Source organism: Sorangium sp. So ce590 (genome assembly GCF_051521365.1).
Classification (GTDB): Bacteria; Myxococcota_A; Polyangia; order Polyangiales; family Polyangiaceae; genus Sorangium.
In genome coordinates this window covers 1,411,141-1,427,119 of sequence record NZ_CP150346.1, presented here as the reverse complement: position 1 = coordinate 1,427,119, position 15,979 = coordinate 1,411,141, and the positions used below count along the sequence as shown (strand labels likewise).

The window sequence follows — 15,979 nt, the reverse complement described above, 5'->3', positions numbered from 1 at the left end:
GAGGTACTCGTTTGAAGCGTCGTAGTTGAGATGCGGGCCGAGCCAGCGCTCGACCTCCGCGACGGTCATGCCCTTGCGCACGTGGTCATTTGCCAGCGCTTCCACGGGTAGACCGGCGAGGGCGCGGTTCGACGCGCTCGAGGCGAGCACCGAGCACGGATGAACGAGCTCGGCCGTGGTAGCCCGCCGCGAGCGACCGCGAGGTGCTCACGCCGTCCTGCACACCACGTTGATGAACGGGAGCGTGCCGCCCCCCGCCGCTTCGTCGATCTCGGAGAGCTCGATCTCGCCGTGCGGACCGAGCTCCCGCCGGATCGACTCGGCGTCGTAGAAGAACATCTGCACGCCCGGGTGGACCTCGTACCAGTCGTCTCCGAGCTTTGGCCCCCGACCGAACATCGGAGCCTGCTTCGATATGACGGTGAAGATCATCGCTCCGCCCTTCCGCAGCTGGCGATGACAGTCCTGGAGGAACTTCGCCCGCGCGGGAGGGGCGAGGAGATAGAGGAGCCCGTACGAGAAGACGCCGTCGTACAGGCGAGCGTCGAACGGCATGTCGGCCACGGACCCGTGGTGAATCTGGAGTTCGAGACCCATCTGCGTTCGCGCGAGACCGATCGCCGTCCCGGAGATCTCGATCCCCGTCACGGACATCCCGTGTTCGAGGAATGGCTTGGCGTTCCGGCCGTAGCCGATGCCCGGAACGAGGATCTCCTTCGCGCCCGTACGCGCGAAGCAGTCCCGCGCGAAGACCGCCGATCGGCTCGGCTCGGGCCCCCACATCATCTGCTTGTCCGCGAACACGGTCTCCCAGAGCTCGGTCATCCTCGGCACCTCTTCCCATGCGTAGCGCAGCGCGCCGCCCCGCGCGAGGGCGTGGCTTTCGCTCCGATCGGCGTGGTTTCGGATCCTACCGCGGAGCGTCGGCGCGCGCCGCGGTCTCCGGGAGCGCAGCCAACTTCTTCGGATCTGCCTCGTGACAGCGGGGGGTCGATCCGTCACCGCGCAGGCTCAGGCTCACGCGCGGGGCGCATCTGCGCGTATCGATGACGCCGCCGCCCGCACCGACGCCGGCGGGCTTCCGGTTGCATCCGCTCGACCTCGGCTGTGCAGCGGCGGGCGCCGCACAGGCTGCGCGCGCGGCTCGTGCATTCGAATCCGGTGGACGGGGCACGACGGCGGGCGAGGCTGAAATGCTCGGCCGCCGACAGCGTCCCGTTGCCGACGAGCAGCACGAGGGGCCCCCGTACGCGGGCGAATCCAGCGGGCCGAACGTATCGACGAGCTCGTCGATGGACACGTCATCCGGCCCGGTGTGCATGGCAACGCGGAAGATCGCGCCCGACCACGGCCCCGGGATCACCCGCTGCGCCACCTCGGCGAGGTTGATGCCCGGAAAGCCCCGCATGTCCAGGATGAGTCCGTCCGCCGGGCCGGCTGGAGCGTGACATGTCACGCCCCAGCCGTGACATGTCACGCCCCAGCCGTGACATGTCACGCTCTGAAGCCGTGACATGTCGTATGCGCAACCCGTCGTGCCGCGGGCGCGCGGGCGCGGTGCGCAACCGGCCGAGAGCGCGCCTCCGCGGGATGTTCGGCGGGTGTGCCCGAGGCGCCGGACATGGAAGCGATGCACGGCCAGGTTGGGAGCGGCGTCGCCTGGCACCCATCTTGCTCAGGCCCGCGGGCCGACGTTCAGGCTGGCTCCAGGGAGGCCCGCTGTTTCAGCCGCTCGCGGGCTTGCCTTCCTCGTTCCTGGCCGGGCGCGTGGCAGCTCATGCGCCTTTCATCTGTTCGACAAGAGGACTGTTCAATAATGCCTCTCCATGCATATTCCCTATCGACGAACGCCCCACGCGACTCTCAGCGAGACGCTCTCCCCGATCCGACGGCCCGCGCTGCGCGCCGGCGGACGACGGACGTCACGACCCGCGCAGGCCGCCTGTCAGCTCATCGGGTTCCCTTGGCCGCGCTCGCGGCGAGCCTCCTCGCGTCGGCGTGCGCCGGCGGCGGCGCGGAGACGGGCGATCTGGAGGAGCCCGTGCTCGCTGCATCAGGCGAGCTCCGCGTCCTGGGGCCCAGCGCCATCGCCGCCGGGTCAAACCACACATGCGCGATCTTCGAAGCCGGCTTCGTCAAGTGCTGGGGGAAGAACGACAGCGCGCAGCTCGGCCTCGGCGATACGGCCAATCGTGGCATGAGCACGACAAACGATAGCATCCCGTTCGTCAATCTCGGGACGAACAGCTCCGGACAGCCCCACACGGCGAAGGCGATCGCGGCCGGCGGCGGCCATACCTGCGCCATCCTCGACGACGACACCGTCAAGTGCTGGGGCACAGGCAGCAACAGTGTGCTCGGCATCGGGGTGACCATATTCGATACGATCGGCGATAGCCCGAGCGAGATGGGCAACAGCCTCCCGACCGTCAATCTCGGCACTGGCCGCACGGCCAAGGCGATCTATGCCAATAGTTACCGCACGTGCGTCATCCTCGACAACGATCGGGCCAAGTGCTGGGGCGCGAACATCTACGGCTCGCTCGGCCAGGACACGACCGCAGACACCTACGTGGGGGACAACGCGGCCGACATGGGCGACAATCTCCCGCCCATCGAGCTCGGCGCCGGGCGCACCGTCAAGAGCCTCGCTTTGGCGCTCGAGCATTTCACTTGCGCGTTGCTCGACAACGACACGGTCAAGTGCTGGGGCAACAACAGCTTTGGAGGCCTCGGTCTCCCGGGAGGCACGGGGCCCGATCGATCCACGGACCTGGGCGACCAAGCGGGGGAGATGAGCGGCATCCAGCCCATCGATTTCGGCACCGGTCGCACGGTCCAGGCCATTGCCGCCGGGGAGAACCACGTCTGCGCCGTCCTCGACAACGGTCAGGTCAAGTGCTGGGGCGCCAATGAGATCGGCGAGCTCGGCTACGACGACGACAACACCATCAGGCGCGGCGATGACCCGAACGAGATGGGCGACAATCTCCCGCCGGTCGACCTCGGCACCAACCTCGCCGCCAAGGCCATCACCGCGAACGGTAGCCGCACCTGCGTCCTGCTCACCAACGATGGGATCAAGTGCTGGGGGCTCAACTGGTACGGCGCGCTCGGACTCGGAGACACGACCGCGCGAGGTAATGATCCGACCGGGAGCATGGGCGACGCGCTGCCGTTCGTCGACATCGGCACGGAGATCGTAGGCGCGACGCCTCTCGTGCCGACAACGATCGTCGCCGGCGGGGACCATACGTGCATCATCGAGTCCACCCATTCGCAGATCAAGTGCTGGGGCTCCGACGTTTACGGCCAGCTCGGCGTCGGCATGATGGCCCCCGGGCCCCCGCCCGCCCGCGGCGATGAACCTGGGGAGATGGGCAGCTCGCTCCCCTTCGCCTCCACGGGCAGCCAGACAGTGCACCAGGTCGCCGTCGGCTACAATCATGTCTGCGCCCACCTGAACGGGGGCGGCGTCAAGTGCTGGGGTTACAACGGCGCCGGCCAGCTCGGGCTCGGCGACGCGGATGCCCGGGGCGACGTGAACGGCGAGATGGGGGTGAGTCTCGACGAGAGCCTGATCGGTGTCGTGGAGTCGATCATCGCGGGCGAGTCGTTCACCTGCGCATTGCAGGAGCTCCCCTCCTCGTCCCTCACGGGCATCAAGTGCTGGGGCAGCTCCTTTGGCGGGAAGCTCGGCAACGGCGCGACGAGCAACCAGGGTGACAGCGTTGCCGAGATGTCGAGCCTCGACTTCATCAACCTCGGTACCAACCGTACGGTCAAGTCTGCGTCCGCTGGCAACAGTCATGTCTGCGCCGTGCTCGACGACGACACGCTCAAGTGCTGGGGGTCCAACAGCAGCGGCCAGCTCGGGCTCGACGACACCACCAACCGAGGCGTCTCCTCCAGCGACATGGGAAATTTGCTCTCCACGGTCTACCTGGGTGCCAGCCGCACGGCCAGAGCCGTGGCGACCGGGGCCAATCACACCTGTGTGCTGCTCGACAACAACACGGTCAAGTGCTGGGGAGAGAACGGCAGCGGGCAGCTCGGCCGCGATGATACGATCGACCAGGGCGACCAGGCGAACGAGATGCAGAATCTCCAGGCGGTCTACCTCGGGGCTAACCGTACGGCCAAGGCGATCTCGGCGGGCGCTGAGCACAGCTGCGCGCTGCTCGACGACGACACGGTCAAGTGCTGGGGCCACAACGGCTACGGCCAGCTCGGCCTCGAGAGCAGCTCGAACCGGGGCGACGCGGCCGGTGAGATGGCCGTCCTCCCGGCGGTCAGTCTGGGCTCCGGTCGCACCGCCAAGGCCGTCTCTGCGGGCAGGAATCACACCTGCGCCCTGCTTGACGACAACACGATCAAGTGCTGGGGAAGAAACCACAGAGGCCAGCTCGGCCTCGGCAACAGCGCGACGAGCGGGGACAGCGCCGGCGAGATGGGGGACAGCCTTCCCACGGTCGACCTGGGCTTCGGCCGCCGGGCCAAGGCGGTCGTCACCTCGACCAACGGCCACTCGACGTGCGCCCTGCTCGACACGAGCCACATCAAATGCTGGGGGGAGAGCGTGGGCGGCAACCTCGGCGGCCCGGGCTGCACCGGCGGTACCCAGCATTGCGGCGACGCGGCCGGTGAGATGGGCGACGCGCTCCCGATCATCAACCTGGGCCGCTCCTATTTGTACTAGCTTATAGCGCATTTACGACGAAGCGCTGAGCGGCTCGAGCCGCTGACCCCTCCTCCGGCGGCGCGGCCCGCGTCCGGACGAGCAAGGGATGCTGCGGCTTTCGCGGACCGAATGGTGCTGGGCGGTTGACGCTGGCGCGCGAGCGCTTGTAGATACGGTCACATCTGAACGGAGGACGACGAAAAATCATGATCCTGAATCGACGCTATGTTGCGCTGGCCTCCATCTGCCTCACGTCGATGCTCGGAGCGTGCGGGGATGACGATGTCGGCGATTCCGGTCCCGGCACCACCTCCAGCGGTACGAGCACGTCATCGGGCACGGGGGGTGAGGGCGGGGCCACGTCGTCCACCTCCTCGGGCACGGGGGGCGAGGGCGGTGACGGCGGGACCGATGGGACCGGCGGCACCGGCGGCACAGGCGGTGGCACCGGCGGCACAGGCGGTGGGACCGGTGGCACAGGCGGCACCGGCGGCACCGGTGGGACCGGCGGCACAGGCGGTGAGACCGGCGGCACAGGCGGTGGCACCGGCGGTGAGGGCGCTACCTCCGCCGTCGGAACCGGCGGCGCCGGCGGTGCTGGCGGCGCCGGCGGTTCCGGCGGCGCCGTCGGAACCGGCGGTGCTGGCGGCGCCGGCGGTGCTGGCGGCGCCGTCGGAACCGGCGGCGCCGGCGGTGCTGGCGGCACTGGCGGCACTGGCGGCAGCGACGGCGCCGGCGGCGCTGGCGGCGGACCGGCCTACGCATTCCAGCAGGTGGACGGATTCTCCACGCCGGAGAGCTGCTACTGGGATCCGGAAGACCGGCTCTGGTACGTATCGAACATCGGTGGAGAGGGCGAGGCGGGCTGGATCAGCCGCCTCGACGAGAACGGCACGGTGCTCGACGCGAGGTGGATCGAGGGGCTCGACGATCCCAAGGGGATCCGGGTCTTCGAAGGCGTCCTCTACGTCACCGACGTCAACCGCGTCCTCGGCATCTCGGTCGCGGACAGCAGCGTCACCGTGTACCCCATCCCGGAGGGCCTGTTCGTCAACGACGTCGCCGTCGACGAGGGCACAGGTCAGCTCTACGCCTCCGACACGGCCGGAAACGTCATCTATCGACTCGACGTCGGTGCCCCCACGAGCGCCGAGCTCTTCCTGGCGTTCGACGACGTTGTCGGCCCGAACGGCGTGCTCGTCGACGGCGGGTCGCTCCTCGTGGCGGGCTCGGGGGGCAGCACGGACGATGAGCCCGGGGAGCTCCTCTCCATCGATCTCACCGACAGGACCATCACGCGCATCGGCGATCTCGCCGGCAAGCTCGACGGGGTCGAGAGGGACGGAGACGCCTTGTGGGCGTCGGAGTGGACCTCGGGCAAGGTCTTCCGGGTCTCGGCCGACGGCACCTGGACGATCGCGTACGACCTGGCCGCGGATCACGCCATCACCTCGGCCGCGGACATCGGCTTCGATCCGGAGCGCCGCATCCTCTGCGTCCCCGATCTGAGCACCAGCGTCGCGTTCATCACCGTGGAGTAGGCCTGCCCGGCCCGGCGACGCAGGGCCGGCCCCGCCCGGCCCCTGAGCCGGTCCAGCCGGGCGCGCCTCCGCGGCCCAGCGCCCCTCCGCGCCCCGGCCCGGGCGCTCGCCGCCCCGGCGCTGCGGGACGCCGCGCGCCGCCCGGCGCCGGCGCCCCCTCGCCCGGCGCTCGAAGGCGGGCCGCCGGTCGGGTACGCTGCGCGCCGGACATGAAACGACATGAAACAGCCCGCGCCGCGCTCCCCTGAAGCCTCCGCCCCCGAGGCCCACGCGAACGCGCCCTCGCGGCCGTCGCCGCCGTCCTCCAGCGCCCCGACCCAGGTCCAGAAGCCGCGCTTGCCCGACGCCTTCGGGGAGGCGCCGACCATCCTGTACGTGCCGAGCGGCGAGCCCGGCCCCACCCCGGGCGCTGCCTCGCCCCGCGCCCCCGGCGCGCCGCGCGGAGGCGCCGCAGCGCCCGGCGACCGGGAGCGCAGCGTCATCGACGATGTCACCCTGCGCATGCCGCCCCGGGCCGGCGCCGCGGGCGGGGAGCACGACGACCGCACGCTCAAGATGCCCGCGCGGCCTTCGCGGGCCGCCGAAGAGGACGACTCTCCGACCGTCAAGGCCGAGCCCAAGGCGTCCTACGCCGAGCTGGACGCCGAGGCGCAGGAGGGCCAGCCTCAGGACTTCAAGTCGGCCGCCCGCGCCTTCTTCAAGCGCCACCACAAGAAGCTCTGGTGGCTGCACACCGCCTACGCGCTCAGCCTCGGCGCCTTCGTTGTGACCTTCGCGCAGAAGGGGTTCCAGCACGCCCGCTTCCTCGCGGTCTCGGTCAGCGTCGCCTGGCTGCTCGTGATCCTGTTCTTCCGGCTCTTCGGCACCGGCGCTCGCCAGGACTTCGCGACGGCGTGGCGCGGCGCCCGGCTGCGCTTCCTCGTGATGACCTATGTCCTGAAGAACCTCTATCAGGGCATGCTCTTCTTCCTCCTCCCGTTCTACTGGAAGAGCGCCAGCCTCGACGCGCCGAACCGGTGGTTCGTCCTCCTCCTCGGCGCCTGCGCCGTGCTCTCGACGCTCGATCTCGTCTTCGACCGCGTGCTCATGCGCTGGAAGACGCTCGCCTCGGTCTTCTACGGGGTGACGCTGTTCGCCTGCCTGAACCTCGTCATCCCCGCGCTCCTCCCGGACACCCGGACGCTCTACACGCTGCTCTCCGCCGCCCTCGTGTCCGTGCTCGGCTTCTGCACGCTGCACCTGCCGTTCGGCGCGCTCTGGAGCCGGATGGGCGCGGTGTTCCTCGTCATCGCGGCGGCCGCCGGGGTCGGGCTCGCCTACGGCACGCGGGCGATCATCCCTCCGGTGCCGATGCACCTGTCCTCCGCGGCCGTGGGCCCCGCGGTGCTCCCGGACGGCCGCCTTGACATGTACGTGAAATCATTGCATTTTTCTGTGATCCGGGAGCTCCGCGCCGTGACCGACGTGGTGGTGCCGGGCGGCGACGGCGATCGCCTGCTCCATGTCTGGCGGCACGAGGGGCGCGAGATCCTCCGCGCGCCGGAGGAGACGCTGCGGGTCCCCGGGCCGGAGGGCGCGGTGCGGCTCAAGTCGCAGCTCGTGGGCGGGAGCCTGCCGCGCCGCCTGGCCGGGCACTGGACCGTGGATGTCGAGACCCAGGACGGCCAGCTCGTCGGCCGCACCGCGTTCGAGGTGACCGAGTGAAGGCGCCGCTCCAGGGCGACGGGGCCGGCGCCGCGCAGCGGGCGCGCTGGGTCGACGTCGGCAACATGGCGAACGGATTCCTCGTGTTCGGCAACGTCGTCACGGGCTTCATCGCGATCGGCAACGTCGCGCGCGGGTTCATCGCGATCGGCAATGTCGCCGTCGGCGTCATCGCGATCGGCAACGTCGCGTTCGGCGTCGTCGGCGGGTTCGGCGCGACGATCGCGGTCGGCGCCTTCGCCGCCGCGGGCGTGCTCTCCTTCCCGGTGCTCGACGGGACGGCGGGCGTGGCCAGCGCGCTCGATCTGCACCTGGTCCTGTCGGTGTTCCCGATCTGCCTCTGGTTCCTCGCCGCGCGCCTCTTCCCGGGGCGGCGCGCGCCCCGCCTGGGCCCGAGCCCCGAGCTGACGCCGCTCCGCGCGCTGCTCCGCGGCGACCGCCCCGAGGGCTGGGTCCGCGCGCGCGTCGAGCGCGCGGGCGGCGGCGCGCTCCGGCTCACGCAGGGCGGCGCGCGGATCGAGCTGCCGGCGACGCCGGAGGCGCTCGGCGCGAGCGGGGCGCTGCTCCCGGAGGGCCGGGGAGCGCGGCTGTTCGCGTACGTGCGGGCGGAGGAGCACGTCCGCGGCGGCGAGGGCGGCTACCGCGAGGCGCAGCAGCGCGAGCGGGTCCTCACCGTCGCGGATCTCGTGGAGCCGCCGGCGTGGGTGGCGCCGTGGATCAACGGCGGCGAGACGCAGTGGTGGCTTTCGCGCGCGTGGGACGTGGGGGTGGTGGTGGCGGTGGTGCTGAGGGCGGCCCAGCTCGTGGCGGGCGCGATGGGGTGAGCGGCGAGCTCACCGTGCCACGTGGTAGGGGTCGCACTTGCCCGAAGAGAGCTCACATGAAGGCGGGAAGGCGGGATGATTACTGAGCTTTTCTTCCCACCTTCATGTTCAAATAGGACCACGACCACCGCTCCCACACCTCTACCCTGATTTCCTCGGCTCACCCCTCCACGAGCGCCGGGCTCCCGCTGTACACCACCGCGTCGAGCAGCCGCTCCTCCCGCACCAGCGCGAGCGCCGGCGCCTCCCGGCGTAGCGAGATGCTGCCGCCCGGATCCGCGAACCCGCACGCCTCCGCCCCCCGCAGCGAGCCGATCTCCCAGAGCGCCTCGGCCGGCGTCCCCCCGTCCTCCGGCCGCAGCGTCACGCGCTTGCCCGTCCGCAGCCGCTCGCCCAGCTCGACGCCCCGCAGGTCCTCGAACGGATCGGTGATCACGTGGCTGTCGATCCCCACGCACAGCCGCACGCCCGCCCCGCGCAGCGCCCCCACGTCGGGCAGCCCGTCGCCGAGGTCGCGCTCGGTCGTCGGGCACAGGCACGCGAACGCCCGCGCCGCGCCGAGGAGCGCCGGCTCGTGCGGCGCGAGGTGCGTCGCGTGCACCGCCACGAAGCGCTCGCTCAGGACCCCGCGCTCGGCCAGGAGCTCCACCGGGCGCCGGCCCGTCTCGGCGAGGCACGCCTCGATCTCGGCCGGCTGCTCGGCCACGTGCATGTGCACCATGAGCCCGCGCTCCTCGGCGTACCGCGCGATCTCCCCGAGCCACGCCGGGGGCACCGCGCGGACGCTGTGCGGCGCCACCCCGACGCGCACGTCCTCGCAGCCCGCGTAGCGCGCCCGGAGCGCCTCGATGTCCGCGAGCGCCGCGTCGAGCGAGCCGTCCGAGAACCGCCGCTGCGCCCCCTCGGGCGCCCGGCCCGCGCCCGCGCGCGCGTAGACGACCCGGAGGAGCGCGATCCGGAGGCCCGCCGCGCGCGCCGCCTCGATCACCGCGTCCGCGAGGACCGTGCGATCCGCGTAAGGCGCGCCGTCGGGCTGGTGGTGCACATAGTGGAACTCGCCCACGGTGCGGACGCCCGCGGCGCGGAGCTCGCGATAGGCCACCTTCGAGATGGCATGAATGGACTCCGGCGTGAGCGACCCGGCGAGCGCATACATCGCGCTGCGCCACGACCAGAAGTCGTCCGCCCCCGTCGGCCCCGGCCGCTGCGCCTCTCCGCGCATCCCGCGCTGGAACGCGTGGGAATGGGCGCTCACGAGCGCCGGGAGCTCGATGGCCCGCGCGGTCAGCCTCATGGCCGCTCGCCCTACCACGCCGGGGAGGCAGGAGAAAGGCGCCGGCCGCCCTCACGAGGGCGCATCGAGGCGGCTCGGCGAGGGCGCCGGCAGCCACGCGGAGGGCGAGCGGCAGGCAGCTGGCGTCACGCCTTCAGCTCGACCTCGAGCTCGGGCAGCCCTTCCAGCTTCACCTCGGCCTCCGGGGCGGGCGGCGGGGGGGCGTCGACCTCCTCGCGGCGGGCCGCCATGACCGTCAGCGCGCCCGGGAGGCACTCGACAACGAGGGGCGTTGTCCCGACCTCCTCGCCGTCGATGAGCACGTCCTGGGGGGGATCGGTGGTGATGCGGACCCTCCGGGCGGCGAGGAACCCGATGTTGTCGCGCTCGGCCGCCTCGCCGTCGATCGCGGTCCTCAGGAGGTGCAGGCCGGTCGCGACCGCCTCGACAAGCGTCGTGGCCGACACGATGGTGATGTCGAGCAGCCCGTCGTCGGGGGACACCACCGGCGGCCCCTGCGCCAGCACCGTGCGCGCAGGCGCCATGTTCGCGACCGTCACCGCCACCGCGCGGCAGTGGATCCGCTGCTCGTCGGTCTCGATCTCGACCCCGAACGGCTCCAGGCTCATCAGCTTCTTCAGACCGGTGCTGATGTACGCGAGCACCCCCCAGCGCTGCTTGGCGTCCTGCGGGGTCTCGCCGACGGTATCGGCGTGGAGCCCGACCGCCGACAGCAGGATCATGGTCCTCCCGTTCGCGCGGGCGGCGTCGATGCGCGTCGGCGCGCCGTGGACGAGGACCTCGATCGCCCCCTCCAGGTCGTCCGGAATGCCCAGCGTAACCGCGATCGAGTTCGCCGTTCCGAGCGGCAGGATGCCCAGGCAGGTGTCGGTCCCGAGGAGCGCGGACGCCACGCTCGAGATCGTCCCGTCGCCGCCCGCCGCGATGACCAGGGAGGCGCCCTCGCGGCGCGCCGCCTCGGCGCACGCGGCGGCGCTGCGGTCCGCGCTCGTCTCGTAGACGCTCAGCGCGAACTCGCGCTCGAGCCGCGCAGGAAGCGACTCGACCGCATCGCCTGCATGGCCAGCAGCAGGGTTGAAGATCAGCGCCGCTCTCCGCTCTGTCATCGCCGTATCCTAGACCGCCGCACCGGTCGAAACCCCAAGAAAGTTCGACAGGTAGGCCGCGGGTCGCCGCGCCGGAGCCGGCGTGACCGAGCTCGACCCTCGTCGCGCCCTGCCGCTCGCTCGCCCGGCGCTTCCCGGGGGGTTGTGCCTGCGTGCGCCATTGTCGTGACACGAATGCCCCGCCTCGCGGCGCTCGAGCGCTTTTGGAGAGGCGATGGCACGGCAATTGTAGATCCGTAGTACCCATGAGGTTTCAACGAATCGGTCGACTGGCTTGCCTTGCGCTCGCGCTCCTGGGCGCAGGGATGCTCACCGCGTGCGGCGACGGCTCGGCGGGTGGCTCCGGGGGCAGCGGCGCCGCGGGCGGCGAGGGCGCCACCGGCGGAGCCGGGGGTACGGGCGGCGAGGGTGGGGGGGACGGCGGCGAAGGAGGAGGCGGAGGAGGAGGCGGAGGTGGCGGCGGCTACGAATGGCCCGTCGACACCTACCCGATCGAGATCACCCCGTCCGCGGACTGGAAGAATCAGCTCGAATTCCCCTTCGATCTCTTCGCGGCGTACTCGACGTACGACGGGCCGTCGTGGGTGAAGTTCACCGTGCTGATGCACGACCCCACCAAGGTCTATTACCAGAACAGCAACGAGTTCCCGTTCCACGGCGAGTTCGCCACCGCGCGGCTCGACCCGTTCTTCGGCATGTCGCAGGACGAGTACGACAAGGTCTCGCTCCACGAGGAGGGACAGCAGGCGATCCTCGGCGCGGTGCTCATCTCCCCGAATGCGGTCACCGAGCCGGAGTACGGCATCCAGCTGGTCCGGCAGGACGCCTACGATCCCGAGATGGCGCGCATCGTCCTCCAGCTCGTGAAGGACAGCATCGTCGCCCCCGACGGAGCGCCGCCCGTCTCCTTCTATTTCCCGACCCACGAGCAGGCCGGGGCGGCCGCGGCGAACAGCGCGTTCTTCGCCGAGCGCGGGTTCCCCGTGAGCTCGGTCGAACGGTGGCTGAGCGGCGACGCGTGCTACTCGACGGGCTGGGCCGTGGGCCGGCTCCGCTATGTCCCCCCGGACAGGATCGACGCCGCCTACGCGAGCGGCGATCTCCGGCCCGAGGACATCCTCCTCACCGACTCCATCCCGGCGGAGGTGCCTTATGTGGCGGGCATCATCTCGCTGTCGCCCTCGACCCCGAACGCGCACACCGCCCTCCTGGCGACGTCCTTCGGCATCCCGTTCGTGTACGTCGGCGACCCGGCCACCGCGGAGCAGGCGAAGGCGCTCGACGGCAAGGAGGTCGCGCTGCGGGCCTCGCTGGAGTGGGGGGTCGTGTGCCGCGCCGCGCTCTTCGACGCCGAAGGGATGGCGCCGGCCGACAGAGAGCAGCTCCTCTCGCTGAAGCGGCCCGGCGATCTCGGGATCCAGCCCAAGGAGCCGCTCGGCGCCTATTCCGGCTCCACCGAGGATCTCGGCCCCGCGGAGGTCGTCCACTTCGGGGGCAAGGCCGCGAACTACGGCCTGCTGCGGGACGCCATCCCGGAGAGCTCCGATGTCGCGGTCGCGCTGTCGTTCGATCTCTGGGACGATTTCCTCGACCAGGTCATGCCCGGCGGCAGCACGCTGCGCGCCGAGATCGCGGAGCGCCTCGGAGGCTACAGCTACCCGCCCGACATGCGGGCGCTCAAGGCCGATCTCGCGGCGATCCGCGAGCGGATCACCAAGGAGACCGCCTTCTCCGCGGGGCAGCGGCAGGCGGTCGAGGCGGCGATCGCGGACTTCACGCCCACGAGGAAGATCCGGTTCCGCAGCTCGACCAACGTGGAGGACAGCGCCGTCTTCACGGGCGCGGGCCTCTACGACAGCTACAGCGGCTGCCTGGCCGACGACCAGGACGCCGACGACGCGGGGCCGAGCCTCTGCGACGCCGGCGAGGACGCGGAGCGGGGCGTGTTCCGCGCGATCCGCAAGGTGTACGCGAGCTTCTACAACGACAACGCCTTCCTCGCCCGGCTCCTCTATGGCGTGAACGAGGACCAGGTCGGAATGGGCGTCCTCGTCCATTACTCCTATCCTGACGAGAACGAGATGGCGAACGGCGTGGCCACGCTGTCGCGGGGCGTCCCGCCCTCGGACGAGATCAAGATCGTGACCCAGCTCGGGGCGACGTCCGTCACCAACCCGGAAGGGGGAGCGCTGCCGGAGGTCGTCACCGTGAGCGGCCTCGATGGCGACACCTACGTCCAGCTCCGCTCCGGCTCGACGCTCGTCCCGCTCGGCGGCCACGTGATGCAGTGGGAGGACGACTACCGCGCGCTCACCGCGCTGCTCGGCCGCGTCGAGGAGAGGTTCCGGGAGGTGCACCCGAGCAAGACGACGTTCCTGCTCGATTACGAGTTCAAGAAGATGAAGCCCGGGGAGCTCGTCGTGAAGCAGGTGCGCGAGGTCTCGCTCCCGAACACGACGCCGAGCCTCACGCCGTTCCTGCTCGCCGAGCCGCGGGAGCTCTGCACCTTCCAGGGCGAGGTCGGCAACGTGTTCGCGAACCACCGGCTCAAGGTGCGCGCGCGCCTCTCGGCGAAGGGCGCGTTCCTCACGCCGGAGGCCCTCGCCGGCACCCTCTTCGAGGACGCGACCCTCGACTACCTCTCCGGCGGATCGGTGGCGACGCTGTCCGGGAGCCCCGCGGCGTGGCCGGCCGCGTCGCACGCGTACGCCGACCAGACGGTCACGGACGCGTTCGTGGACGGCGCCGGGGCCTCGGCGGTCACCTACGCGCTCGCCGCCTCGCCCGTGTCCGAGCTGCTGCCGCCGTCGGTGGGGCCGCTCGTCGCGTTGCGCGATTTCCAGCTCATGTTCCGCGCCGACTACGCCACGCCCTTGCCGTCGCTCGACTGGGACGGCACGCCGCTCAGCGTCTCGTCGGAGACGGTGCACCTCGACGCCTGCCCCCCGGAAGGTCCCCCCGTCGAGGGCGCGCTGCTCCAGGAGCGCTCGCTGTCGTCGGAGTCCGGACTCGTGGTGGAGACGTCGTTCTACTGGCCGCCTTCCCCCACGGGCCCGACGGCGGGATACACAGCGCCGCTCCACAAGTGGGTGGAGACGCGCATCGAGGGGCTGACGAGCAGCCCGATCGTGCTGAAGGGCTATCACGCGCAGACGTACCACCCGGCGCACCACAACTTCTCGGAGGATTTCGTCTTCGAGCCCCGCCTCGAGCCCGGCCTGGACCCGGCGCTCCTCGCCGAGCTGGAGGGGAAGGACATCCGGCTGATCTACATCCGCACCTCCGATATCCCGGAGATGCTTCCGCAGATGTGGACCGCCGGCGCGGCGGGCGAGTTCAAGCGGATCGACTGAGCCCCTCCCGGGCGCTCCGCGGAGCCCCGGCGTGCCGCGCGGCCGCCCGGGGCTCCGCCGGGGTCGTCACTCGTCCTCCTCGCGCTCGTCCCCGAACAGCACCCCGACCTGGAGCTCGATCGCATCGAACGGCTCGGCCCGGACGCGCTCGCCCCGCTCCGCGCGGAGCGCCACGAGGTATCCCTCGGGGGTCCACCGGTACACGGTCATCGTCTCCTCCCTGGGATCGACGATCCAGTAATGAGGCAGCTGACAGCGCTGGTAGACACGCATCTTCTTGACCGTGTCGTTTCGCGCGTTGTCCGGGGAGAGCACCTCGCAGACCCAGTCGGGCCGGATCCGGACGGGGCTCCCGCTGGGGCGCTCCGGCGCGCGCTCGCGACGCCAGCCGACGACGTCAGGCCGGTATACCTGGTCCGGTGCGAGCTCGACCTCCACCTCGGTGGCGAACCACCATCCTCCGGGCCAGCGGCCGCCGGGGCGCCGCTGGAAGGGGATCTTCACGTGCGCGACGATGGCGGACTGCGCATCGCCGTGCTCGAACGAGGGCACGGCCTTCTGCATGAGCTCGCCGTCGACGATCTCGTGGAAGCGCTGCTCCTCGGGGATCGCCAGGAGATCCGGCACGGTGGCGGGGTGTGGCTTCTGCGCAGCGGTGGGCACGCATCGAGCATAGCGCCTCCGGGCAGGAGGTCGCGTCGATGTAATTTTATAAATAATTTCAATATCTTATACCCAACGTCGACAGCCGATCCAGGTCATCGCGCCGTGGACGGGGGCCGGCGCGCGGGGTTGACGCGCTGAGGCTGCGGGTGGACGAGCAGCGCCGGCTGTTACCGCCGACGAGGAGAAGATCATGAGCCTTTACGACAGCTCGTTCCCCCAGATGGCTCGCATGCTCGGCCAGGTGCTGGTCTGGCTCGACAAGGTAGAGGCCTGCGCGCAGCAGAAGAAGTTCGATCCGGAGGTGCTCCTCACCGCGCGCCTCGCGCCCGATCAGTGGGACTTCAGGCGTCAGATCCAGAACGTCATCGCCTGGCCCCCGAGGCTGAGCGCGCTCCTCACCGGCGGGGAGCCGCCGAAGCCCGAGACGGGCGACGAGACGATCGCCGCGCTGCGCGCGCGCATCGGCAAGGCGATCGAGCAGGTGAAGGCGCTGAAGCCGGAGCAGCTCCAGGGCGCGGAGGACCGCACCATCCCCCTCTTCTTCCTGCCGGGCAAGGGCATGAAGGCCGCGGACTTCGTGTTCCAGTTCGCGCTCCCCAACTTCTACTTCCACGCCACCACCGCGTACTCGATCCTGCGGCACAACGGGCTCGACGTCGGCAAGGCCGACTACATCGGATCGCTCGATCTCCGCGACATGTGACCGCGGCGGCCTCCCCCGCCCCGCCGGAGCGGGGCCACCGCCCTCCCCTCGGACCGGCGGTGGAGCGACTCGAGCGCCCACGAGAGCCAGAAGGCGCCCGGCGCGAG

Annotated in this window: 10 protein-coding genes; 6 read left to right on the top strand and 4 right to left on the bottom strand. The window is 70.9% G+C overall.

What is annotated here, in order from left to right; all coding sequences use genetic code 11:
* Positions 1-207 precede the first annotated feature (207 nt).
* Complete coding sequence (locus WMF28_RS05215) at positions 208-825, bottom strand: class I SAM-dependent methyltransferase (protein WP_437600945.1); 618 nt, start codon at positions 823-825, stop codon at positions 208-210.
* Between the two features lie 1,138 nt (positions 826-1,963).
* On the opposite strand from WMF28_RS05215, the gene WMF28_RS05210 reads away from it, so the two are divergent.
* The 4 genes from WMF28_RS05210 (at position 1,964) to WMF28_RS05195 (ending at position 8,750) form a co-directional block, all read left to right on the top strand.
* On the top strand, positions 1,964-4,699 hold the full coding sequence (locus WMF28_RS05210) for an RCC1 domain-containing protein (protein ID WP_437600943.1): 2,736 nt from the start codon (positions 1,964-1,966) through the stop codon (positions 4,697-4,699).
* A 188-nt stretch (positions 4,700-4,887) separates the two neighbouring features.
* Positions 4,888-6,222: an SMP-30/gluconolactonase/LRE family protein gene (locus tag WMF28_RS05205; protein ID WP_437600942.1), complete on the top strand. Its 1,335-nt coding sequence runs from the start codon at positions 4,888-4,890 to the stop codon at positions 6,220-6,222.
* A gap of 219 nt (positions 6,223-6,441) precedes the next feature.
* Positions 6,442-7,926 carry a DUF5924 family protein gene (locus WMF28_RS05200; protein WP_437600941.1) on the top strand — a complete coding sequence of 495 codons (1,485 nt, stop codon included), beginning with the start codon at positions 6,442-6,444 and terminating at the stop codon, positions 7,924-7,926.
* Positions 7,923-8,750 carry a hypothetical protein gene (locus WMF28_RS05195; protein WP_437600940.1) on the top strand — a complete coding sequence of 276 codons (828 nt, stop codon included), beginning with the start codon at positions 7,923-7,925 and terminating at the stop codon, positions 8,748-8,750. Before WMF28_RS05200 ends, WMF28_RS05195 begins: the two co-directional genes overlap by 4 nt.
* Before the next feature lie 160 nt (positions 8,751-8,910).
* On the opposite strand, the gene WMF28_RS05190 is transcribed toward WMF28_RS05195, so the two are convergent.
* Both WMF28_RS05190 and WMF28_RS05185 read right to left on the bottom strand, forming a co-directional pair.
* A complete protein-coding gene (locus tag WMF28_RS05190) occupies positions 8,911-10,044 on the bottom strand; it encodes a formimidoylglutamate deiminase (RefSeq protein WP_437600939.1) in 1,134 nt (377 codons plus the stop codon).
* A gap of 125 nt (positions 10,045-10,169) precedes the next feature.
* A complete protein-coding gene (locus WMF28_RS05185) occupies positions 10,170-11,150 on the bottom strand; it encodes a YegS/Rv2252/BmrU family lipid kinase (protein ID WP_437600938.1) in 981 nt (326 codons plus the stop codon).
* 245 nt (positions 11,151-11,395) lie between these two features.
* Here WMF28_RS05185 and WMF28_RS05180 point away from each other — a divergent pair, with 245 nt between their 5' ends.
* A complete protein-coding gene (locus tag WMF28_RS05180; protein ID WP_437600937.1) occupies positions 11,396-14,503 on the top strand; it encodes a PEP/pyruvate-binding domain-containing protein in 3,108 nt (1,035 codons plus the stop codon).
* 66 nt (positions 14,504-14,569) lie between these two features.
* Here the strand turns inward: WMF28_RS05180 and WMF28_RS05175 are convergent, their stop codons facing one another.
* The gene (locus WMF28_RS05175; protein ID WP_437600936.1) at positions 14,570-15,166 is read right to left on the bottom strand and encodes a Uma2 family endonuclease; all 597 of its coding nucleotides are present in this window, start codon (positions 15,164-15,166) and stop codon (positions 14,570-14,572) included.
* 193 nt (positions 15,167-15,359) lie between these two features.
* On the opposite strand from WMF28_RS05175, the gene WMF28_RS05170 reads away from it, so the two are divergent.
* Positions 15,360-15,872 (top strand): DUF1993 domain-containing protein, encoded by a 513-nt coding sequence (locus WMF28_RS05170; protein WP_437600934.1) that lies wholly within the window; start codon positions 15,360-15,362, stop codon positions 15,870-15,872.
* Positions 15,873-15,979 lie beyond the last annotated feature (107 nt).